The sequence below is a fragment of the Albidovulum marisflavi genome, from assembly GCF_025751435.1.
Lineage (GTDB): Bacteria > Pseudomonadota > Alphaproteobacteria > Rhodobacterales > Rhodobacteraceae > Albidovulum > Albidovulum marisflavi.
In genome coordinates, this window is record NZ_JAOWKY010000005.1 from 112,341 (window position 1) to 134,067 (window position 21,727).

The 21,727-nt window shown below is 64.1% G+C and carries 23 protein-coding genes, 1 tRNA gene and 1 pseudogene; 17 read left to right on the forward strand and 8 right to left on the reverse strand.

Annotation, left to right across the window (positions count from 1 at the left end; genetic code table 11):
• Window positions 1-101 precede the first annotated feature (101 nt).
• The 9 genes and pseudogenes from OEW28_RS16375 to OEW28_RS16415 all read left to right on the forward strand — a co-directional run bounded on the left by OEW28_RS16375 (window position 102) and on the right by OEW28_RS16415 (window position 8,083).
• Window positions 102-395, forward strand: coding sequence for a ribbon-helix-helix domain-containing protein (locus tag OEW28_RS16375; RefSeq protein WP_263735877.1), 294 nt, complete (start codon window positions 102-104; stop codon window positions 393-395).
• Window positions 396-485: 90 nt separating this feature from the next.
• On the forward strand, window positions 486-881 hold the full coding sequence (locus OEW28_RS16380) for a VOC family protein (RefSeq protein ID WP_263735878.1): 396 nt from the start codon (window positions 486-488) through the stop codon (window positions 879-881).
• Between the two features lie 32 nt (window positions 882-913).
• Window positions 914-1,435 (forward strand): Twin-arginine translocation pathway signal, encoded by a 522-nt coding sequence (locus OEW28_RS16385; protein WP_263735879.1) that lies wholly within the window; start codon window positions 914-916, stop codon window positions 1,433-1,435.
• An 18-nt stretch (window positions 1,436-1,453) separates the two neighbouring features.
• Window positions 1,454-3,022 carry a GMC family oxidoreductase gene (locus tag OEW28_RS16390; protein WP_263735880.1) on the forward strand — a complete coding sequence of 523 codons (1,569 nt, stop codon included), beginning with the start codon at window positions 1,454-1,456 and terminating at the stop codon, window positions 3,020-3,022.
• 69 nt (window positions 3,023-3,091) lie between these two features.
• Window positions 3,092-3,481, forward strand: coding sequence for a MurR/RpiR family transcriptional regulator (locus tag OEW28_RS16395; protein ID WP_318527568.1), 390 nt, complete (start codon window positions 3,092-3,094; stop codon window positions 3,479-3,481).
• A 157-nt stretch (window positions 3,482-3,638) separates the two neighbouring features.
• Window positions 3,639-3,833, forward strand: a pseudogene (locus tag OEW28_RS16400) (carboxymuconolactone decarboxylase family protein); the annotation flags it as partial.
• Window positions 3,834-3,999: 166 nt separating this feature from the next.
• Window positions 4,000-4,073 (forward strand) — tRNA-Gly (locus OEW28_RS16405).
• Window positions 4,074-4,301: 228 nt separating this feature from the next.
• A complete protein-coding gene (locus tag OEW28_RS16410; RefSeq protein ID WP_263735881.1) occupies window positions 4,302-6,092 on the forward strand; it encodes an ABC transporter transmembrane domain-containing protein in 1,791 nt (596 codons plus the stop codon).
• Window positions 6,093-6,184: 92 nt separating this feature from the next.
• The gene (locus tag OEW28_RS16415) at window positions 6,185-8,083 is read left to right on the forward strand and encodes an acyl-CoA synthetase (RefSeq protein WP_263735882.1); all 1,899 of its coding nucleotides are present in this window, start codon (window positions 6,185-6,187) and stop codon (window positions 8,081-8,083) included.
• Between the two features lie 4 nt (window positions 8,084-8,087).
• Here the strand turns inward: OEW28_RS16415 and OEW28_RS16420 are convergent, their stop codons facing one another.
• The 6 genes from OEW28_RS16420 to OEW28_RS16445 are packed head-to-tail and all read right to left on the reverse strand — an operon-like array spanning window position 8,088 to window position 13,942.
• Complete coding sequence (locus OEW28_RS16420; RefSeq protein WP_263735883.1) at window positions 8,088-9,023, reverse strand: hypothetical protein; 936 nt, start codon at window positions 9,021-9,023, stop codon at window positions 8,088-8,090.
• Complete coding sequence (locus OEW28_RS16425; RefSeq protein WP_263735884.1) at window positions 9,023-9,757, reverse strand: sulfite exporter TauE/SafE family protein; 735 nt, start codon at window positions 9,755-9,757, stop codon at window positions 9,023-9,025. The genes OEW28_RS16420 and OEW28_RS16425 overlap by 1 nt, the downstream gene beginning before the upstream one ends.
• Before the next feature lie 5 nt (window positions 9,758-9,762).
• The gene (locus OEW28_RS16430; RefSeq protein WP_263735885.1) at window positions 9,763-11,076 is read right to left on the reverse strand and encodes a TRAP transporter large permease; all 1,314 of its coding nucleotides are present in this window, start codon (window positions 11,074-11,076) and stop codon (window positions 9,763-9,765) included.
• A 9-nt stretch (window positions 11,077-11,085) separates the two neighbouring features.
• Window positions 11,086-11,628, reverse strand: a complete 543-nt coding sequence (locus OEW28_RS16435) for a TRAP transporter small permease (protein WP_263735886.1) — start codon at window positions 11,626-11,628, stop codon at window positions 11,086-11,088.
• Between the two features lie 60 nt (window positions 11,629-11,688).
• The gene (locus OEW28_RS16440) at window positions 11,689-12,660 is read right to left on the reverse strand and encodes a TRAP transporter substrate-binding protein (protein ID WP_263735887.1); all 972 of its coding nucleotides are present in this window, start codon (window positions 12,658-12,660) and stop codon (window positions 11,689-11,691) included.
• Window positions 12,661-12,691: 31 nt separating this feature from the next.
• Window positions 12,692-13,942 (reverse strand): NAD(P)/FAD-dependent oxidoreductase, encoded by a 1,251-nt coding sequence (locus tag OEW28_RS16445; protein ID WP_263735888.1) that lies wholly within the window; start codon window positions 13,940-13,942, stop codon window positions 12,692-12,694.
• A 171-nt stretch (window positions 13,943-14,113) separates the two neighbouring features.
• Here OEW28_RS16445 and OEW28_RS16450 point away from each other — a divergent pair, with 171 nt between their 5' ends.
• Together OEW28_RS16450 and OEW28_RS16455 are read left to right on the forward strand one after the other, a co-directional pair.
• Window positions 14,114-14,809, forward strand: coding sequence for a GntR family transcriptional regulator (locus tag OEW28_RS16450; protein WP_263735889.1), 696 nt, complete (start codon window positions 14,114-14,116; stop codon window positions 14,807-14,809).
• Window positions 14,809-15,528: an aspartate/glutamate racemase family protein gene (locus OEW28_RS16455; RefSeq protein WP_263735890.1), complete on the forward strand. Its 720-nt coding sequence runs from the start codon at window positions 14,809-14,811 to the stop codon at window positions 15,526-15,528. Before OEW28_RS16450 ends, OEW28_RS16455 begins: the two co-directional genes overlap by 1 nt.
• A 3-nt stretch (window positions 15,529-15,531) precedes the next feature.
• Here the strand turns inward: OEW28_RS16455 and OEW28_RS16460 are convergent, their stop codons facing one another.
• Window positions 15,532-17,142: a phospholipase D-like domain-containing protein gene (locus OEW28_RS16460; RefSeq protein ID WP_263735891.1), complete on the reverse strand. Its 1,611-nt coding sequence runs from the start codon at window positions 17,140-17,142 to the stop codon at window positions 15,532-15,534.
• A complete protein-coding gene (locus OEW28_RS16465; protein WP_263735892.1) occupies window positions 17,132-17,821 on the reverse strand; it encodes an SOS response-associated peptidase in 690 nt (229 codons plus the stop codon). The genes OEW28_RS16460 and OEW28_RS16465 overlap by 11 nt, the downstream gene beginning before the upstream one ends.
• 225 nt (window positions 17,822-18,046) lie before the next feature.
• Between OEW28_RS16465 and OEW28_RS16470 the strand changes: the two genes are divergently transcribed.
• The 6 genes from OEW28_RS16470 (at window position 18,047) to OEW28_RS16495 (ending at window position 21,727) form a co-directional block, all read left to right on the forward strand.
• Window positions 18,047-19,231 carry a tyrosine-type recombinase/integrase gene (locus tag OEW28_RS16470; RefSeq protein WP_263735893.1) on the forward strand — a complete coding sequence of 395 codons (1,185 nt, stop codon included), beginning with the start codon at window positions 18,047-18,049 and terminating at the stop codon, window positions 19,229-19,231.
• A gap of 71 nt (window positions 19,232-19,302) precedes the next feature.
• A complete protein-coding gene (locus OEW28_RS16475) occupies window positions 19,303-19,923 on the forward strand; it encodes a hypothetical protein (protein WP_263735894.1) in 621 nt (206 codons plus the stop codon).
• A 71-nt stretch (window positions 19,924-19,994) separates the two neighbouring features.
• The gene (locus tag OEW28_RS16480) at window positions 19,995-20,252 is read left to right on the forward strand and encodes a helix-turn-helix transcriptional regulator (RefSeq protein ID WP_263735895.1); all 258 of its coding nucleotides are present in this window, start codon (window positions 19,995-19,997) and stop codon (window positions 20,250-20,252) included.
• A 104-nt stretch (window positions 20,253-20,356) separates the two neighbouring features.
• A complete protein-coding gene (locus OEW28_RS16485; protein WP_263735896.1) occupies window positions 20,357-20,635 on the forward strand; it encodes a winged helix domain-containing protein in 279 nt (92 codons plus the stop codon).
• Window positions 20,632-20,928, forward strand: coding sequence for a hypothetical protein (locus OEW28_RS16490; protein ID WP_263735898.1), 297 nt, complete (start codon window positions 20,632-20,634; stop codon window positions 20,926-20,928). The genes OEW28_RS16485 and OEW28_RS16490 overlap by 4 nt, the downstream gene beginning before the upstream one ends.
• Window positions 20,918-21,727, forward strand: coding sequence for a hypothetical protein (locus tag OEW28_RS16495; RefSeq protein WP_263735899.1), 810 nt, complete (start codon window positions 20,918-20,920; stop codon window positions 21,725-21,727). The genes OEW28_RS16490 and OEW28_RS16495 overlap by 11 nt, the downstream gene beginning before the upstream one ends.

Here is a 21,727-nt window from a genome sequence, read left to right on the forward strand (position 1 = left end):
AGTGCGCGCAGTTTCCGTCCGTGCGAAACCCCGCAAAAAGTTGACGATCCGGCGATTCGGTCACAGAATGTGTGCCTTCGCGACCATGTCGAAGGTGGACCATGTGCGAGATCTTTGCAGGGCAGGACCCGAACCGCTATGAGTGCGTCACGCGTCGCTTGCGGTTGAACGGCCAAAGCACATCCATCCGGCTCGAGCGTTCGTTCTGGCGCATTCTTGACCGGATCGCCGAGCGCGAGGGCCTGACGACCCCGGCCTTCATTTCGCGCCTTCACTCCGAAGTGCTTGAGCTTCATGGCGAAGCTCCGAACTTCACCTCGCTGCTGCGGTGTGCCTGCACCATTCATCTTGGCGAATACGAACAGGATGCCGGCGCGCGGATTGCCGCCGAATAGGAACTTTTTGCGCCTGTAGTACCCCGCTACTACCCGTCGCCTGAATTGGTCATTTAGTCTTACCAAAATCGCAAGAATTTTGGAGGGCCAATGGCAAAGGCGATTCATTCGATGATCCGCGTTCTCGACGAGGCGCGCTCGGTCGATTTCTACTCTCGCGCTTTCGGGCTCTCTGTCGCCGACCGGCTGGACTTCGAGAGCTTCACCCTTGTCTATCTCTCGAACCCCGAGACGAGCTTCGAGCTTGAGTTGACGGTCAACAAGGGCCGGACCGAGCCCTATGAGCTTGGCGACGGCTACGGCCATCTTGCCGTTTCGGTGAGCGACATCGACGCAGAGCACGCACGGTTGACGGCGGACGGTCTGGCGCCCCGCAAGCTTGTCGATTTCAAGAACGGCGACGTCACGGTCGCGCGCTTCTTCTTCATCGCTGACCCCGACGGCTACCAGATCGAGGTCATCCAACGTGGCGGCCGGTTCCTGTAACCGGCCATGTTTTTTGCTCAAGGGAGGACATGATGAGCAAGATCGAACGGCAAGGCTTGACCCGCCGCGCGCTGCTGGCGCGTTCGGTTGCGGCCGGCGCCCTGGTCGTCGCAGGGGCCGGCTTCATCGCTGCCCCGAACGCGGCCTGGGCGGTCGAAGTCAGGGTCATTTCCGAGCACCAGATGGCGACCCTGGTCCAGATGGCGCGCGATATCTATCCGCACGACAGGATCGCGGATCAGTTCTACGCGATCGCCGTCAAGGGCTACGACGCCGAAGAGCGCAAGGCGCTTGTCGAAGAGGGTGTGGCGGCGCTTGACGCGGCTGCGCAAGCCGCCGGCCATGCCGACTACGTCTCGATGGGCTGGGAGGAAGACCGCGTCAAGATACTGCAGGCCATGGAGGATTCCGGCTTCTTCCAGACCGTCCGCGGCGGCCTGGTGACCGGACTTTATAACCAGAAGGAAGTCTGGCCGATCTTCGGCTACGAGGGCGAATCCTTCTCTCAGGGCGGCTACATCGAGCGCGGCTTCGACGACATCAATTGGCTTTGACCACGGAGGAGTGGAAACATGGTCGCGAAATTTGATCTGACCGACGACTCCGTCGTGGTTGTCATCGGCACCGGCGCTGGCGGCGGGGTGCTTTCGAACGAACTGGCGCAAAAAGGCGTCAAGGTCGTCGCCCTTGAGGCAGGCGGGCGCTATCTACCCGAGGACTACATCAACGACGAATGGGAAAGCTTCGGGCAACTTGCCTGGACCGACCCGCGGACCACGTCGGGCGACTGGCGCGTTGCCAGGGACTTCTCGGGCCTTCCGGCCTGGATCGTCAAGGCGGTGGGCGGCACGACGACCCACTGGGCCGGTGCCTCGATCCGCTTTCAGGAACATGAGTGGAAGGCGCTTTCGACCTATGGTGCCGTCGAGGGGGCAAACCTGCTGGACTGGCCGATCGACGCGGCCGAGATGGCGCCATGGTACGAAAAGGCCGAAGCCAAGCTGGGCGTGACCCGCACCGGCGACCGTGCGGGCCTTCCCGGCAACAACAACTTCAAGGTCTTTGAAAAGGGCGCCAAGGCGCTTGGCTATACCGAAGTCCATACCGGCCGCATGGCGATCAACTCAGCCGACTACGACGACAGGATGGCATGCCAGCAGACCGGCTTCTGCTTCCAGGGCTGCAAATGGGGCGCCAAGTGGTCGGCCGCCTACACCGATATCCCGCGCGGCGAGGCCACCGGCAATCTCGAAGTGCGCGACCACGCCCATGTGGCCAGGATCCTGCACGACGAAAGCGGCAAGGTGACGGGGGTCGAGTACTTCGACAAGGACGGCAACCTGCAGATGCAGAAGGCGCGGATCGTCTGCGTCGCGGGCAACAGCTTCGAAAGCCCGCGCCTGCTTCTGAACTCGGCGTCCGAGATGTTCCCGAACGGGCTTGCCAACAGCTCGGATCAGGTCGGCCGCAACTACATGCGCCACACGACCGGCTCCGTCTACGCGGTTTTCGAAAAGCCTGTCCGGATGTGGCGGGGGACCACGATGGCGGGCATCGTGCAGGACGAGGCGCACCATGATCCATCGCGCGGGTTCGTCGGCGGGTACGAGCTTGAAACCCTCTCGCTCGGGATCCCGTTCATGGCGGCGTTCCTCAATCCGGGCGGCTGGGGCCGTTCCTTCACCACAGCGCTCGACAGCTATGAAAACATGGCCGGCATGTGGATCGTGGGCGAGGACATGCCGCAGGCGACCAACCGCGTCACGCTGTCCGACGTGAAGGATCAGTGGGGCCTGCCCGTCGCCAACGTGCACTTCAGCGATCACCCGAACGACGTCGCTATGCGCAACCACGCCTACAAGCAGGGCATGGCGATCTACGAGGCCGTGGGCGCGACCCGCACATTCCCGACGCCCCCCTATCCGTCGACGCATAACCTTGGCACGAACCGCATGTCGGAAAAGCCCGAGGACGGGGTCTGCAACAAGTGGGGTCAGACTCACGACATCGCGAACCTGTTCATCTCGGACGGCAGCCAGTTCACGACCGGCGCTGCGGAAAACCCGACGCTGACCATCGTGGCACTCGCGATCCGTCAGGCGGACTTCATCGCGCGCGAAATGGCTGTGGGCAGCATCTGATAGCGCTGTCGCTTGGATCTCTGCCGGGCCGCGTGGTTTCGCGGCCCGGCAGGTCAGCCCTTCACCGGAATGGTGGAGTTTCACGCCATCCCGCAGGCGGGTTCGAATGCCGCTGACGACATCGCCTGGGCGGATGGCCGCGACGTCCTGATAGCTATGACTTGCCACCCTTACAGGCGCGAGGCGGTCGAAACGGTGAAGATCGCCCGCGAGCAGGGCGTCACGGTAATCGCGATTTCCGACAGTCCGGCAAGCCCGATCTCGGTGCTCGTCCAGCATCGCTTTGGCGTATCGGTCGATACGCCGCAGTTTTTCCCCTCGTCGGTCTCGCCGATGGCGCTGCTCGAAACGCCCCTGAGTTTCGTAATAGCGGTCGCAAGCCCCGAGATCGTCGAGCGGGTCAAGAAGTTCCACAAACAACGGCATCAGCTTGGTCTCTACCTGGAGGATCCCGACTAAACGCTCCGCTCCTCCATTCGCTAGAAGCGCGCTACCACACCGACCCCACGATCTTCGCGGCCGAGGGCGCAAGCTGAACCGTCCGGGCGCCTTCCTTGAGCCGACGGTGCTGCAGGTCACCCCTGACATGACCATCGCAAAGGACGAGGTGTTCGGAATGAACCTCGCCATGATCGGCGCGCTTGGAAAGATGCACGAATGGGACGTGCACTGCCGCGGCGCCGTCAACAACCGCGTCACCAAGGAGGAGATTCGCGCCATCATCCACGTGATCGGCATCTACTGCGGCGTTCCCCGGGCGTTGGAATGTTTCCGCGTCGCCCGGAAGGTGCTGGAAGCCGACAACACGTGAAAACTGGCGCAGCCGTTTGGGTCGGCCGAAGCCGGTGGATCCGCCGGGCCGGCGATCGAGAGGGCGCGAAAATCACTCTGGCGTCACTTCATGCAGGATGCGCCGGCGGATATGGCGATCGCTCCCTTGACGCGAACCGGAACCTGCATTAGCTAGCAGGTCCTGCGCGGGCGTTGTGTAATGGTAAGACCCTTGCCTTCCAAGCAAGAGACGCGGGTTCGATTCCCGCCGCCCGCTCCAACCCACATCCAGCAGATGCAAGGTGCACTTCGCCGTACGTCCGGTCGCTGACCTTCGTGCGAAGGCCCGTGCTGTTCAACCACGACAGCACATCGCTTATCGCGCGCAACCGCTTTGGCTCGCCCATCCTGTCGTCTTCGTGTCTGTTCGCGTGCGCAGCGAGGTCTTTTTTGCACCTTGTTCCCGGCTGGACCTGCGCCTAAACCCGGTTCGTCAACAGGAGGTTTCATGGCGCGACGTTCCGATCCGACACCGTCCGACCGGCAATCGTCCCAGCGTATGCGATCCCTGGGCGCGCTCTGGCCGTTTCTCAGACCCTATCGCGGCCTGGTGGCCCTTGCGATCTGCGCGTTGGTCCTGACGGCTTCGGTGTCCCTGATCCTGCCGCTTGCGGTGCGCCGCGTGATCGACCAGTTCAACGGCGCGACCGAACTTCTGGACAGCTACTTCCTTGTCGCGCTTGGCTTCGCGGCGCTTTTGGCCGTTGGCACGGGTGCGCGCTACTACCTGGTTACGCGGCTGGGTGAGAGGGTCGTGGCCGACATCCGGCGCGCGGTTTTCGACCGCGTCATAGGGATGAGCCCATCCTTCTTCGAACGCATCCTGACGGGCGAGGTGCTGAGCCGCATCACCACGGACACGACGCTGATCCTGTCGGTGATCGGATCGTCGGTTTCGATCGCACTGAGGAACTTCCTGATCCTGATCGGTGGGGCTGGGCTGATGTTGCTGACGTCGCCCAAGCTGACGATCTATGCGCTGCTGATCGTGCCGGTCGTGATCGTTCCGATCATCCTTCTTGGGCGGCGCCTGCGCGCGCTCAGCCGCGAAAATCAGGACTGGATCGCCGAAAGCTCGGGCAACGCGTCAGAGGCGCTGCTGTCCGTGCAGACCGTTCAGGCCTTCACGCACGAGAGCGAAAACCGGGCGGCGTTTGCCGATGTGACGGAACGCTCGTTCCTGTCAGCCAAGAAGCGGATCGGCACGCGGGCGGTCATGACGGTGATCGTCATCTTCTTGATCTTCGCCGGCGTGGTCGTGGTTCTTTGGTCGGGCGCGCGCGATGTGCGCGCAGGCGGGATGAGCGTTGGCGAACTTGTTCAATTCGTCATTTACGCGGTGATGGTCGCGGGCGCGGCGGGCGCGCTGTCGGAAATCTGGGGCGAATTGCAGCGAGCGGCTGGCGCGACGGAACGTCTGGGCGAATTGCTCGCAGCCGAGGACAGCGTCAGGGACCCTGCCCAACCCGTCGCGTTGCCGCGGCCCGCGACCGGGGCGGTCGCATTGGAAGGCGTGACTTTCCGCTATCCGGCGCGGCCCGAGATATCTGCGCTCGAGGGGGTGGACCTGTCAGTGCGGCCGGGCGAGACGGTGGCGCTGGTCGGTCCTTCGGGTGCCGGCAAGACCACGGTGATCCAGCTTCTGCAGCGGTTCTATGATCCCGACGAGGGGCGAGTGACGATCGACGGGATCGATCTGCGCGACATGGCGCGTTCGGACTTCCGCCGCGCGATCGCGCTGGTGCCGCAGGATCCGGTCGTCTTCGCGACGACGGCGCGCGAAAACATCCGCTTCGGCCGGCCGGACGCGACCGACGCCGAGGTGGAGGCAGCGGCCCGCGCCGCCGCCGCCCATGATTTCCTGTCCGCGCTACCGCAGGGCTACGACAGCTATGTCGGCGAACGCGGCGTGATGCTCTCGGGGGGGCAGAAGCAGCGCATCGCGATCGCGCGCGCGATCCTGCGCGACGCGCCGATCCTGCTTCTGGACGAAGCGACCTCGGCGCTGGATGCCGAAAGCGAGGTCGCGGTGCAAAAGGCGGTCGAGGCCGTGGCGCGCGGGCGCACCACGCTGATCGTCGCCCACCGACTGGCGACCGTGAAGAAGGCCGACCGCATCGTCGTCTTCGACCAGGGCCGTATCGTGGCCCAGGGCACGCACGACAGCCTTGTGAGCGAGGGCGGGCTTTACGCGCGCCTGGCGCGGCTTCAGTTCACGGAAGGCCAGGCGGCGGAATAGGGGCCGCGTACCGTTTCGCTGCGTCGCGCTTGCCGCAGGATGCTTTTGACCGCATCTTTTCCCGAAGGCCCGGAAAGGGCAGGGGAGGAGAGATGACGAAATTCGTGACCCGCGCGGACCGTGACGCGATCGAGCGGGAAATGCCATGGGGCGAGCGCGACCTGCCGCAGACCCTTCATGCCTTTCTCGCTCGGACGGCAGGGCTATACGGCGACCGCAATGCGCTGAGCTTTCAGATCCTTGCCGATCCCGGATCCAAGGCGGAAACGCTGACCTGGGCCGACCTTCACGCCCGCGTCACGCGGGCCGCCAACCTGTTCCGAAGCCTTGGCGTCGGGGAAGGGGACGTGGTGGCCTACCTTCTGCCCAACGCGACCGAAACCGTGGTCACGCTTCTGGGCGGGGCGATCGCGGGGATCGTCAATCCGATCAACCCGTTGCTTGAGCCCGAACAGATCGCAGGGATCCTGCGGGAAACCGGGGCCAAGGTCCTGGTCACGCTCAAGGCGTTCCCCAAGACGGACGTGCCGCAGAAGGCCGCCGAGGCCGTGCGGCTGGCGCCGAACGTGAAGACGGTGCTTGAGGTTGACCTGAGCCGCTACCTGCCGTTCCCCAAGCGCTGGATCGTGCCCTTCGTCCGGCCCGAGAACCCGATCGCGCACCAGGCCGTCGTGAGGGATTTCAAATCCGAATGTGCCAGGATGCCCGGCGACCGGCTTTCCTTCGCAGACAGCGCGGGCGACAGGGTTGCCGCCTATTTCCACACGGGTGGTACGACCGGGCTGCCCAAGGTGGCGCAGCACAGGTATTCCGGCATGATCTACAACGGCTGGCTTGGCGGCACGCTGCTGTTCGATGAAACCGACGTTCTGATCTGTCCGTTGCCGCTGTTCCACGTCTTCGCAGCCTATCCGGTCTTCATGTCCGCGATCTGGTCGGGGGCGCATACGGTCTTTCCGACGCCGGCGGGGTACCGGGGCGAGGGCGTCTTCGACAACTTCTGGAAGCTGATCGAGCGGTGGAAGGTCACGTTCCTGATCACGGTTCCCACGGCCATCGCGGCTTTGATGCAGCGCCCGGTCAATGCGGATGTCTCCTCGCTCAAGATCGCGATTTCGGGCTCTGCCCCCTTGCCGATCGAGCTTTACAACCGCTTCAGGGCCGCAACGGGTGTCGAGATCGCCGAAGGCTATGGCCTGACCGAGGCGACGTGCCTTGTGTCCTGCAATCCGCCCGAGGGCGACAAGAAGGTGGGATCGGTCGGTCTTGTCCTGCCCTATTGCGACGTGCGCATCCTGAAGTGCGAGGCGGACGGCACGGTCAGCCACGAATGCGCGACCGACGAGGTGGGGGAAATCTGCGTGTCCAGTCCCGGCGTTCTGACAGGATCCACCTACACCGAGACATCCAGGAATGCCGGGTTGTTTGCCGAAGGACGATTGCTGCGGACCGGAGACCTGGGCCGGATCGATGCGGACGGCTACCTGTGGATCACGGGGCGGTCGAAGGACCTGATCATCCGGGGCGGGCACAACATCGACCCCGCGATCATCGAGGACGCGCTGATGGGCCACCCTGCCGTGGCCATGGCGGGGGCGATCGGCCAACCCGACGCCTTTGCGGGCGAACTGCCCTGCGCCTATGTCGAACTGGTCGCCGGGGCATCGGTCACGCCGGCTGAACTGGTCGCCTTCGCGGCAAAGAACCTGGCTGAACGCGCGGCGCTGCCGAAGCACGTCGAGATCCTGCCTGAGTTGCCCAAGACGGCGGTCGGCAAGGTTTTCAAGCCCGCGCTGCGCAAGCTGGCCATCCGCCGTGTCTACGATGCAGCACTGCGCAAGGCGGGTCTGGCCGTCTCGGTCGTCGATGTCTATGAGGACAAGCGGCGCGGCCTTGTCGCACGGCTGCGGCGCGAAGGCGAGGTGGACGAAGAGCAGCTTGGACACGTTCTTGGCGGCTTCACGCGGCCCTGGGAATGGAGCGAGGACTGAAGGTCTACGCCGCCCGCGCCCGGTGAAGCCCCCGGGCGAACAGGGGCGTCAGGTACATCGGCACCTGGTAGCAGCCGACGAAGACCATGAGCGGTGCAAAGACCTCGGGCGGGAGCGCGACAAGGAACAAAAGCACGTTGCGATTGCCTGCGACGATGCCGAATGTCCCTGCCTCGGCCCCCGCGCCACGGGCGCGCAGGACGGCCGATGTCGCTGCCTGCAGGCCAAGGTTCAGCGCGAAGGCGAAGGCCAGCCAATAGCCAAGTCGAAGCGGATCGGACACTAGAACCGGGCCCACCTCTGCCATCAGCCCGATGACGATGACGGCACCCAGCATCGCGCCCGCGCCATCGGCCGCGCGGATCTGCGGCTCGCGCGCTTCGGGCAGCAGCAGCGCGCGCAGGGCGAATCCGGCCCCCGCGCCCAGAAGGATCGTCGCAAGCAGCCTGCCCTCGGCAATCAGGACGCCTGTGCCGGCACCCACTCCGGGCAGCGCGGCAAGAACCGGCAGGGCCGTGAGCGGCAGCAGAGCGGTTCCCAGAACCAGCTGACGCAGCGCAGGTTCTGGCGGCAGACCGCTGAGCACCGCGAGTCCGGGCCCCATGCCGACGGGGGGCGCCGACATGACGAGCAGGGCGATCGCGGCCTCTGGGCGGTGCAGCAACCCGGCGGCCCACAGGCAACCAAGCGCGGTCAATGGCAGCAAGAACTGAAGCGCCAGCGCGATTCTGAGCGTGAGGACCAGATCCGACAGTGCCCCCACCGCGCGGGACAGCCCGATACGGAACGCCGCCAAGCCGATCAGCGCCGCCGCCATGGGGCCAAGCCAGGGGGCTATGTCACGCGCAAGGTCCGGCAGGCTCGCCCCCGCGAGAAGCCCGAGGATCAGCAGCAGCCGGCCATGGCGCGCTGCAAGTCGCAGGAGGCCGCCGCCGGTCATTACAAAATCGCCCTGAGCGTCAGCAGGACGGCCGCCAGCGCGCTGGCGGCAAGCATCAGGCCACGGTAGCGTCGGTCGAAGATGCCGTCGAAACGTCTGGCGGTCCAAAGCCCCGCGACCATTGCCGGCGCCATCAGGGCCGCCAGCCCCGCATCACCCCAGCCCAGCCGTCCCGCGCCCCAAAGACCCGCAAGCGATGCCGCGCAGCCCAGGGTGAAGAAGGCGGCCAGCGTCGCGCGCGCCTCGCGTGGCGGTCGGTCCTTGTAGATCAGCGCCAGCGGCGGCGCGCCGACCGAGGTCAGTGTGCCCATCAGCCCCGACAGCGCCGCCAGGGCCACGAGCTTGGGCATGGAGAACCGCAGCCTCCATCCAGCGGCCGAAAGCACGACGGCCAGCCCGATCATCCCTGCGAATGCCAACGAGAACGCACGGGGGTCTGACGTCCCCGCGATGAAGGTCGCGGCAAGCGCCACGCCCGCGATCCGGCCCGCGGTGCCTGTCCAGACCTCGCGCCACTGGATGAGTGGCGGCGCCTGCAGTGCGACCCAGAGCGATGATGCAAACCCCAGGATCAGCGCCGGGGCCGGCACCAGTTCGGGGTCGAGCAGCGCAAGAAGCGGCGCGGCGGCAAGGCCAAACCCCATGCCAAGCCCCGCCTGCACGATCGCGGCGAAGAACACGATCCCCAGCACGGCGGCCAGCAGCAGCGGAGATCCGGCAAGGATCGGTTCCACCGCGGTTACCCCGGCGTCTGGCGCATGTTTTCGGGCAGCCAGGTCGCGAGTTCCGGGAAAGCGATCAGCACGAAGACCATGACGACCATGATCAGGAACATCGGGAAAGCCGCCCGCGCGATGAAGTTCATCTCGTGCCGTGTCATGCCCTGCAGGACGAACAGGTTGAAGCCGATGGGCGGAGTGATCTGCGCCATTTCCACCACCACGACGATGAAGATGCCGAACCAGATGATGTCGATCCCCGCCTGCCGGATCATCGGCTCGACCACCGCGATGGTCAGCACGACCGAGGAGATGCCGTCAAGGAAGCAGCCGATGACGACGTAGAAGACAAGAAGCGCCATCAGAAGCTCGAACCGCGTCAGGTTCAGTGATCCGATCCATTCCGCCAGCGCCCGCGGCAGGCCGGTAAAGCCCATAGACAGTGACAGGAACGAGGCGCCGGCAAGGATCAGCGCGATCATCGCCGACGTCCGGGTCGCGCCCATCAGGCTTTCCTTCAGGCTCTTCCAGGTGAGAGAGCCCTGAAACCCCGCCAGGGCCATCGAACCCAGAACCCCGAACGAGGCGGCCTCGGTCGCGGTGGCGAAGCCCAGGTACATGGAGCCGATGACCAGAAGGATCAGCATGAGGACCGGTATCAGGAAGCGGGAGTTCGAGAGCTTTTCGGCAAAGCTCATCGAGGGCTCGGCGGCCGGGCGGTAGGTTCCGGAGATCCGTGAATAGATCGCGATGTAGCCCATGAAGAACATTGCAAGCACAAGGCCCGGCAGGATGCCCGCGATGAAAAGCTTGGTGATCGATTCATTGATCGTCACGCCGTACACGATCAGCGTTAGCGAGGGCGGGATCATTAGCCCCAGCGTCGCCGCCCCCGCCAGCGTACCGATGACCATGTGTTCGGGGTAGTCGCGCCGCAGAAGTTCGGGGATCGACATCTTTCCGACCGTCGTCAGGGTGGCCGCCGATGATCCCGAAACCGCCGCGAAGACGGTGCAGCCGACGACGTTCGTGTGCAAGAGCCCGCCGGGCAGCCGCGCCATCCAGGGGCTGAGCCCGCGGAACATGTCCTGGGACAGGCGTGTTCGGTACAGGATTTCCCCCATCCAGATAAACAGCGGCAGCGCGGTCAGCGACCAGGACGACGAAGACCGCCAGATCGTGGTCATCATCGCGTCGCCCACGGGGCGGGTCGTGAACAGCTCCATCCCCACGAATGCAACGCCCAGAAGGGCGAGACCGATCCAGACGCCAGATCCAAGCAACAGGAACAGGGTGAAAAGAAAGATGGCGAGCGGCCAGAATTCATGCGCCACGGTCCGCTCCTACTCTGCGTGGGATTGATCGGCGAGCGTTTCGCGGATGTTGTCGCGCCCGGTCAGGATCAACGTGACAAGGTTGTCCGCGAAAGCCACGGCCAGAAGGCACGCGCCGAAGGCCATGGGCGTCTGCACGATCCACAAGTGCATGGCGTCCTGGCCCTGGCTCACGTCCTTGAGCTTCCAGGACCAGTACACCAGCCGGACCGCGTACCAGGCCAGGTAGGTCGACGCCGCGCTGGCGATGACAAGACACCACAGCTCCCCCCAGTAGCGGTGTCGTCCGAGCGCCGTCAGCGCCAGCCCGACGCGGATATGCGCGCCGGAATTCAGCGCCGAGGCGAATGCCAGGAACGACGCAGTCGCCATCAGGTAGCCCGCGTATTCGGACGAGCCGGGAAACGTGAAGGCGAACCACCGCGCGCACATCTGCACCACGATCACGACCAGGATCCCGATCAGGCAGAGCGCCGCGACAGCGCTTGCCGCAGTGTAGATCCGGTCCAGCGTGCGACGCAGGATGCCTGAATTCGGGTCCGCTTCGGCCATTGGCCCCTCCTTTGCCAGGCGGCGGGACGGGGCGTTTGCCCCGCCCCGCGCTGTTTGAGGTCAGTTTCCGCGATAGGCGGCGATGGCGGCCTTGCCGTCTTCGCCCGCGCTGGCCAGCCACTCCTCGGTCATGGTGGCGCCGAATTCCTGCAGCCCGGCCCTGAGTTCGTCCGACGGGCCGCTGACCGTCATGCCGTTTTCCGCCAGCGTCTTGAGGTACTGATCAGTCAGTTCCTTGGCGCGCGCCTCGCCCGCGGCGGCCGCCTTGGCGCCGCAATCCATCAGCGCCGCCTTGCCCGCGTCGTCCAGCGCGTTGTAGGCGTCCTTGTTCACGAAGATCGTGTTGCGCGGCAGCCAGGCCTGAACGTCATAGAAGTGCGTCAGGCTTTCCCAGACCTTTGAATCCACCCCGGTCGAGCCCGAGGAGATGAAGGCCTCGGCCACGCCGGTCGCCAGCGCCTGGCTCAGTTCGGCGGCTTCGATCTGGACCGGGACCATGCCCGCCAGTTCGGCGATGCGCGCCGTCGCGGCGTTGTAGGCGCGGAATTTCACCCCGGCCATGTCCGCGACCGAATTGACCTCTTTCTTGAAGTAGAAGCCCTGCGGCGGCCACGGCACCGAATAGACATAGACCAGGTTCTGTTCGTCCAGCGCCGCCGCGACGGCGTCCTTGGCCGCGGCCCAAAGCTTGTCGGACTCGTCGAACGATGTGGCAAGGAATGGGATCGAGTCGACACCGAAAAGCGGATTTTCGTTGGCGTGCGCCGACAGCAGACGTTCGCCGATCGGGGCCTGCCCGGTCTGGACCGCGCGCTTGATGTCGTTGCCCGCAAACAGCGAGCCGCCGGCGTGAACCACGATGTCGATGCCGCCCTGCGTCGCATCCCTTACGCAAGAGGCGAAAGCCAGCCCGTTTTCCGAGTGATAGTTCGTCGCCGGATAGGCCATCGGCATGTCCCAGGTTTCCGCCGAAAGCGCGGTCGCGCCCAGGCAGAGGGCGGCGGTGGCCATGAGCGTCGCGGTGATCTTCATGTCTTCCTCCTGTTGGTTCTTGTCTTGCGGGTCATTGAAAGCGGTCGGGTGCATAGGGTGCAAGGTTTATGTTGGGCGTCTCGCCGCTGATCAGCCCGGCAAGGATCCGGCCGGTCCGTGGCCCTGCCGTCAGCCCGATGTGGTGATGGCCGAAGCCCGTGAACGCGCCGCGCATCGCCGGCACCTTGCCGATGAAGGGAAGCGAGTCGGTGGGCGCTGGCCGATGCCCCAGCCATTCGTCCTTGCGGCTCCATTTCAGGTCCGGCATCGCGGCGCGGACCTGGCGTTCCAGAAGCCGCAGCGGCGCGTCCGAGGCCGGGGCGTCGAGCCCTCCGAATTCGACGATACCGGCAAGGCGCAGACGGCCCTCCATCGGCGTGATGACGAACTTGCCCGAAGCGACCATGTTGGCGGACCTCGGCGTGATCGAGGGGTCCCAAAGTTCGACATGATAGCCCCGTTCGCTTTCCAGCGGGACGTTCAGGCCCAGTTGGCGGCCGAGTGTGCCGGACCAGACGCCGGCGGTCAGGACCACGCGATCCGCCGCGATGGTGTCGCCGCCCGCGCGCACGCCTGTGACCTGGCCGTCTTCCGACAGGATCGCCGTCGCCTCGGACCGCAGCAGCCGCCCGCCCAGGCGCTCGACATGGGACGCGAGGGCCGAGACATAGCCGCCGGGGTCCTTGATGCGGCCGTGATCGCCGAAACTGGCGGCAAAGCCGATTTCGGGACCAAAGGCCGGTTCGTAGTCGCGCCATTCCCGACCCTCAAGCTCGCGCCAGCGCAGCCCCATCTCGCGGCGCAGGCCGAACCCGAAGGCGTCCCCCTGATAATGCGCCCTGTCTCGGTAAAGGAAGTTGTAGTCGCAGGGCACGATGTAGCCCTCGGCCCCGGTGCCTTCCGCAAGCTGGCGGTGCTGCTCAAGGCTGTCGCCGACGATGGGGGTCAACCCCTGGGCGATGCGGCGGGCATCGGCGGCGTTCGCGTGACGCAGGTAGGGGAACAGCCAGGGCAGAAGACGCGGCAGGTAGGACCAGCGAAGGAACAGCGGCTGGTTCGGGTCCAGAAGCATCCGCGGGGCCTTTGCGAGCAGTCCGGGCGCCGTGACCGGAACCACCGAGCAGGATGCCAGGACGCCCCCGTTTCCGTAGCTGGTGCCCCCGGCGGGACCGCGCGGGTCCAGGATCGTGACCTGGTGGCCCTTGCGCTGCAACCAGATCGCCGTCGCGACGCCGTTGATCCCGGCGCCGATGATCGCGACATGCAGCGGGCTCTGGGTCATCCGTGCAATCCTGTGGCAACACCCGGACGGTCCTTGAATGTTTCATCGGCGGACGGCCGGGCAGTGGATAAGCGTAGGCTGGCTTTGAATGTCGGGCTGTATTCAGGGATGCATCTTGTGGAGCGGGGTGCCCTGTGTCAACCTGATCCGCGAAGGATGCGAGGGGGCGAAATGGCCGAGGGCCGGGTCGAGGCGCTTTATGCGGCGATCAAGGAAAGGGCGGTCACATTCCGCATCCGGCCGGGCGAACGCATCAACGAAGGCGCACTGGCGCAGGAGCTCGAGGCAAGCCGGACCCCGCTGCGCGAAGCGTTGAATCGGCTGGTCGCCGAACGGCTGGTCGACTTTCATCCCGGCCAGGGCTTTTTCTGCCGCGCGCTTGAGCCGAACGCGATCCATGACCTTTACGAGCTGCGCGAGGCGCTGGAAGTACTGTCGATCCGCCTGGCCTGCCGCAGGGCGGAGGATGCGACGCTTCGGCAGCTGGCCGACAGCCTTTACGCGCAGGATACCGGCCTGGCCGGTCGCACCGTCGGCGAGGTGACCGAGGCGGACGAATCCTTTCACCTTGCGATCGCGCGCGCGGGCGAAAACGCGGAGCTTGTCCGCCAGATCGAGGCGGTGAACGATCGCATCCGGTTCATCCGCTGGGTGGACATGGGCCACAGGGTTGCCGCGACCAAGGCCGAGCACAGGGACATGGCACAGGCGCTGCTGGCCCGCGCCGAGGATCGCGCAGCCGCCATCATGCAGGCGCACATCGCCAAGCGCATGGATCAGATCGTGGCCGCTGTGAAGGAGGGCTATTCCGCGATCTATGTCGACGGGCCGCAGACGGTTTTCGGCCGCGTTCTGGAGGCCGATTGATGAAGGTGAGCGGTGGCAAGGCCGTCTACGGTGCCGCGGTCGGCATCCTGATGCTTGAGGCACGCTTTCCCCGCATTCCCGGCGACATGGGCAACGCGCTGACCTGGCCCTTTCCGGTGCACTACCGCGTGGTCCGAGACGCCTCGCCCGATCGGGTGGTGCGCAAGGGCGCCGAGGGGTTGCTGGACCGGTTCATCGCCGCGGCGCGGGAACTGGTGGCGGATGGCGCGGACGGGATCACGACCAATTGCGGCTTCCTGTCTCTCTACCAGAAGGAGCTGGCCGAGGCCGTCGGCGTCCCGGTTGCCGCCTCGTCGCTGATGCAGGTGGGCATGGTGAACGCGACGCTTCCGCCCGGACAGCGCGCGGGCGTCCTGACCATCTCTGCCTCGACGCTGACCCCCTTGCACCTGGAACGGGCGGGTGTGCCCAAGGGGACGCCCATCGGCACGACCGAGGGGTTGCGCGAATTCACGCGCGCGATCCTTGACAATGAACCGGCGCTGGACGTCGCGGCGGCGCGGGCCGACAACGTGGACGCGGCGCGGGCGCTTGCGGCGGCGCATACGGACCTGGGGGCGATCGTTCTGGAATGCACGAACATGCTGCCCTATGCAGCGGACATCCGGCGTGCGACGGGGCTGCCCGTCTATTCGATGTACAGCTTCGTCAGCTGGTTCCAGTCCTCGCTGGTCCCGCCGCGTTTTCCCGATCCTTAAGGGTCAAAGGTCTTCCTCTATCGGCAGGATGCCACCAAGGATGGCGATGAAGCGCGCAAAGAAGCCTGCGTCCGGATTTGGAAGGAAGGTCGTGCGGTCCGACCCCTTGCGGCGCAACCAGCGCGGAAGCCCGGTTTCGCCCACGTCCACGTGATAGGCCGCAGTGTCCGCGATGCGACCCCATTGGTCCGAAAGGTGGCGGGCCAGTGCTGGGCTGTCGATGCGATAGATGTGTTCGGTGTTCAGCTTCAGCGATCGCGGGTCAAGATTGGGAGACCCGATCAGCACGAAGCGGCGATCCACGATGATCAGCTTCGAATGCATGACGGTGCGGTCGACCGGAATGCTGGCGCCCGGTTCCAGGATCGCGCCCGCGTCCGCCCGGATCTCGTAGAAATCGACGCCCCGTGCCGCCAGTCTGTCCCGATAGCGGGAATAGGTTCCATGCACGATGGAATGGTTCGTCGTGGCAAGGGAATTGGTGACGACGGTCACGTCAACGCCTCGCTCCTCGAGCGACTCAAGCAGTTCCGAGCCCTGATCCTGCGGCACGAAATAGGGTGTGACGATAAGAACCTCGGACTGCGCTGCCCGCAGGCTGGCATACAGCGCCTCTGCGACCGGTTGGGGCGCGCTGCGCGGATTCATGGACAGTTTCGAGGGCAGATCCATGATGAACTCGGCCTTGCCTGGCCATTCGCGCGCCTTCCCTCTGGCAAGCCTTGCCGTCGCACTTTCGGGAAGGGGGCCAAGATCGCCGGGCGCTTCAATTACCGCCTGAAACGCGCCTTCAGAGCCGAGCCGGGGCTTGAGGCGCTGATAGGGCACGGCGAGCCGATCCCGCCAGTAAAGTTCGAAGCCCGCTGACAGCGGGCCGACAGCGCCGCCGCGAAGCAGGATGTCGAAATCGGCGAAATGCAGGTAGGGGTCCTGCCCGAAATATTCGTCGCCCACGTTCCGCCCGCCGACGATGGCGGTTCGCCCGTCTACGATCAGCGCCTTGTTGTGCATGCGCCGGTTCACGCGGGTGTGGTCCAGCACATAGCCAAGAACTGCGGGCGCATGGCGCGAGAACGGATTGAAGGCGCGAATGTCGATGTTCGGGTGGCTCGTCAGGCCGCCGACGCGGTCGTCCTTCATCGCCATGAAGACATCGTCGATCAGCAGGCGCACGTGCACACCCCGATCGGCCGCGTCCAGAAGCGCCTGCGAAACGGCGCGCCCGGATCGGTCGGCGCGCATGATGTAGGTCATGACGTCGATGCGGCCTTTGGCCTGGCCGATCAGGTCGAGCCAGGTCGCAAGCGTCTCTTCCCCGGACACGAGCGGATATATCTGCGCGGGCTCCGGCCGGGCGACGGGCAGGGCGTAGGCAGGCTGGCCCGGGTTTGCGCCGGGGCGGATCGCGGCGCGATCGGCCGCATCGAAGGGAACCGAGGTGCAGGCCGAAACGGCAAGCAGGCAAAGAGCCAGCCATAAGCCGCCCCGGAAGCGTCCGTGCGCGACAAGGGCGCGGACCGTCTGCCCTGAACTTCGTTCCATCCGCCAGTCATGCCTCATTTCGCCGTGCGAACCAAGCGCAGGCAGGGTCATGCGCGTCATATCAGCGATCATCGCCCACGGGCTCGATCACTTCGGGGCCATCAGAATCGCGTGTCAGCGGAGCCACGCGATGGAAACGAAAGCGGCCATCCCAGCCCGTGCCAAGGGTTTCTCGGGCGGTCTTCGTATCGATTTCCCCGGCGATCCAGAGAGCGATGTCATCTGGGCTCACGATCACTGGCATGCGGTCATGAAGTCCCGCGATCTGGGGAAGTGCCGGGCGCGTCAGGATCGTGCAGGTGCGCGTGCCGTCGCGAAGCCGCGATGCGAGGCCCGCAAAGAAAAACACGGGCGCGTTTGTGTCCAGCGAGATGAACCATGGCTTGCGATGGCCTTTCGGGCCGGTCCATTCGAAATAGCCAAGCGCCGGAATGACGCAACGTCCCTTGTCCCAGGCGGCCCGGAAGGTCGGCTTTTCCGATGCGCTTTCGATGCGCGCGTTGAAGGTCGTCTGCTTCCAGTCCTCGACCGCGCCGTCGAACCAGCGCGGGACGAACCACCACCTTGCGGTCGTGAGCACCGGCACGTCCATTCCGCCCAGCACCGTGACCTGCTGCGTGGGCTTGATGTTGTAGCCGCCCGCCGCGGGCGGCGCGACGTCATCGACGCGGAATGGGCCGCGCAGAAAACCCTCGACGATCTCCTGCATTTGCGCCGCTGTCAGGCTGGGGGCCGAGAAACGTCCACACATGGGCGCACCATGGCACGGGATCACGATCCTGACCAAGGGGCGAGTGCCAACGATTTCGGAGTAACTGGTGCTGCGAGAGGGCATTGAATTGCCTTGCCAACCTGTCTCATCCGCAGTCAACATCTCAAAAAACTACTGATTTTCAAGAGGAAATCTGTTTCATCCTATTTCACGGCGGTTCATTTTGTGCCATATCTAGTGGTGGATTGAGAGGTGGATTGGATTATGCGCTACAAACTCTCTTCAAAACAGATAGAGCGTTCCAAGCCTGGAAAGTACGCAGATGGCGACGGGTTGTGGTTCGTAAAGCGCTCCGATGGAGGCGCTCAATGGGTTTTTCGGTACACCCTTCACGACCGTCGCCCCGAAATGGGGCTCGGCAAGTATCCCGAGGTTGGGTTGGCTGAAGCTCGTGAGTCGGTTGCTAAATGGCGTGCAGTTCTTCGGGACGGCCAAGATCCAATCAAGGTTCGAAATCGCCAGAAGCGCGAAGCTGCCCGCGCAGACAACACTCTCAGCACTGTAGCGAGGGAAGCCTTCGAGGCGCGGAAGGCGGAGTTGAAGGATGACGGGAAAGCCGGCCGATGGTTCTCGCCGCTGGAAATGCATGTCCTGCCGAAACTTGGGACAGTGCCGATCGAGGAAATCGACCAGAACGACCTTAAGCGCGTCCTCGCGCCGATCTGGCACGACAAGGCCGATGCCGCGAAGAAGGCACTGACCCGCCTAAGCATCGTAATGCGCCACGCGGCCGCCATGGGGCTAGAGGTCGATTTGCTCGCGACGGAGAAGACGAGAGCCCTGCTTGGCAAGTCTAGGCATGTGATCCAACACATCCCGGCTCTGCCATGGAAAGAGGTCCCCGATTTCTACGCGAGCCTGAATGACGGTTCGGTAACGCATCTGGCGCTGCGGCTTCTGGTCCTTTCGGCAGCACGTTCGAAGCCAGTTCGGTTTTGCCGGATGGAGCAGATCGCGGGCGACGTTTGGACCATTCCGGCCGAGTTGATGAAGGGCCGCAAGGGTCAGGTCTCCGATTTCAGGGTTCCGCTTTCGCAGGAGGCTCTTGGGGTGATCGAACAGGCGAAGCCTTTTGCCCGTGATGGCTACTTGTTTCCAAGCATCCGTAAGGGCGTGATTTCTGATGCGACGTGGTCCCGCCTCATGGAGCGCCGCGGTATGGATGCACGCCCGCATGGTTTCAGGACTAGTTTCAGGACCTGGCTTGCCGAGGCTACAGACGCGCCTGAGCAGGTTGCCGAGACATGCTTGGCCCACGTTACAGGCACGAAGGTTGCGCGTGCCTACCAGCGATCGGACTTTCTGGAGCAGCGCCGCGTCCTGATGGAGCGCTGGGCGGACTTTGTGACGGGTGGCGAGGGCAAAGTCGTGCAGATGGTGCGGAAGTGAGGCCGGATCTTCAGTCGATCCTTGAGAGGATCGGATGGGCAACGGTGAAGGCAAGAGCGCCAGCATACGCCTTGAAACTCGAGGTCCGGCTTCGCGATAGCTCACGGGACAACGCCGCCAAGACGGCAAAGGTTGAGCGCGAGCGGCTCGAGCGCTTCATCGAAGACGTTCTGCGGGTGAAGGGCTCGGCCGATGCGTTGGCAATCACGTCGAAGAGCTTTGTCGATTTCGAGCTTTCCTCCTCATCTGAGCGCGATGGCGTGATACCGAACCGCACACAGGATGCAGTAGATCAGCTGCTGGCGCTGGGTCCCGGCCTTGTGGCGTTAGCAGAGTATTTAGACGAGGCGGCTGCACGCGCTCGCGGTGGCAGACCACGTAAAGACGCAGCGTTTCGTATTGCTGAGGCGGTGGCTGAAATCTACGTGATTGGGCGAGGCGAGATGCCTGCCAAGAGTTCGTCTGCTGAGGGGCTGGCTTCTGGCGAGTTTAGCAATGTCTGCCATGAAGTATTCAAAGCTCTCGGCGTAGATTCTTCACGGCGCACACTGGAGCCACTCCGCGCCGCGATTGATAGGCTAACTGGCGAACGTCTCGACAGGTTGATGGCAATTCGTTCGGGCGCGTTCTCGCGCGATCTGCCATCGCTCTTTGATTTGGCAGCTAAGGGAAAACTAGACAGAAAATCCTGAGTTTTCCCTTTCGACCGACCCGTTTTGAGTGTGCCAGCATGACCTCAGGTGAGCAACCATGAGATGCAGTCATGTCCAAGTTGGAATTCGAATCCCCGATCAAACAGACCAGCCAAAGCCAAGCCTTCGAAGCCACCCAGGCGGTCGACCCAATGCTGAGCGACATTGAGGGGGCGAACGTTATGGGCTTCTCGAAGTCATCCTTCCGTCGTCGGGTGGCCGATGGGACAATTCCGCCGCCTGTCAAGATTGGCGGGCTGAGTCGCTGGCCGCTTTCTGAACTTCTGGCGGTAATCAAACGAGCCAAGGACGCTCGCAACGCTGCCTAACAAAAACCCCCACCAACCGAACCGGGTGGCAGGGGGTAATTGTGGTTCCTCGCAAGGCCACAGATACCATCCTCCCCCGGATCGCGCAACAAAGGCGATCCACGATGGAATTCCGAGTAACTACCAAAGATGGCGATCAGCGCCTGAAGGTGACCGGCCGCAGCGCTTGGCTCCTATCCCTCCTGTTGAAGGCTGGCGACGAGGGCTTGTCCGCGAGACAATTGCCGGCCGGGCTCAGATTGGCCGGGTATGTGCACAATCTTCGGAAGGCCGGCGTCGCGATCCGAACCAGCTACGAAGCGAACGATGGCTCCTATGGCGGCGCGCACGGCGTCTACCGGCTGGAGTCGGCCGTTCTGCCGATCGAAGGGGGCGAGGGATGAACGCCTCAGTCCCGATCAAACTCGATCACCGCGAGAGCAGCGACACCTACTGCGCCGAAATCATCCGATCCGGCCGCTGGCGGATTATCGAAGGCAACTGCGGGATTCAGTGGGTGCTCCAGCACCAGGCTCGCTGTGGAGGCCCGGATACAGCCCGATGGGAGGGGCGGCACTACTGTCAGACCCGCGACGCCCTCGTGCGGCTCTGGTGCCATCTCGCGGGCCAGGACGGGGCACTTCTGGAAGCGATGCTGCCCGACCGGTTTCCGAAAGGGGGGTGCCATGGCGAATAGATCGACACAGGGCAGCAGTGGGGCGAGCACGCTTTCCAAGCGTCAGGGCTGGACCGGCATTCCCAATCGCATCTTCGCCGATGAGCGGCTTTCGATGGAGGCGATCGGGTTTCTCGGGCTCCTGCTTTCAATGGCCGAGGGCTGGGTGTTTCGTGACCGTGACCTTCAACAGCGTGCTCGCCTGGGTGAGAATAGATACCAACGCGTCAAAGCCGAACTAAAGGCCTCTGGGTATCTCCGCATTGAGCGAGTCAGGGGCGATGAAGGGCGTTTTGGCGGATGGTCTTGGGACGTTTCCGATACTCCCACCGAAACCGGGGTTTCCCGTACTTCGGTTAAACCGAGTTTCGGAAAATCGGGGGTACATAAGCCTACCAAGACGAAAGAACACCAAAAGGAAGAAACACCCCTAACCCCTCAAGGGGAATGCGTGAGAGATGGAAAATCTCTTCTCTCAGACAATGAACAAGCTCTGAAACCTTCCGACATCTCAGAACTGTTCCAGAGGCTATGGAAAGAATACCCAAGAAAGGAAGGCGAAGAACCTGCGCTCAAAGTCTTTCAGCGGGCGATGAAGAGAGGTGCAGACGCAGAGGCAATCATCGCAGGCGCCAGGCGATACGCTGAAACTGACCGGGTCGCGAGAGGCGTCTCGATGGGCCTTGCCAAATGGCTCAATAATCAACGTTGGCGAGATCCGGTGCCGGATGAGGACCTGTCGCCTGAACAACGTCGATGGAAAGCGAGGCTAGCGGCGCTGAAGGAGCGTGAAACCGAGAACTGGGGCGACCCATGCTGA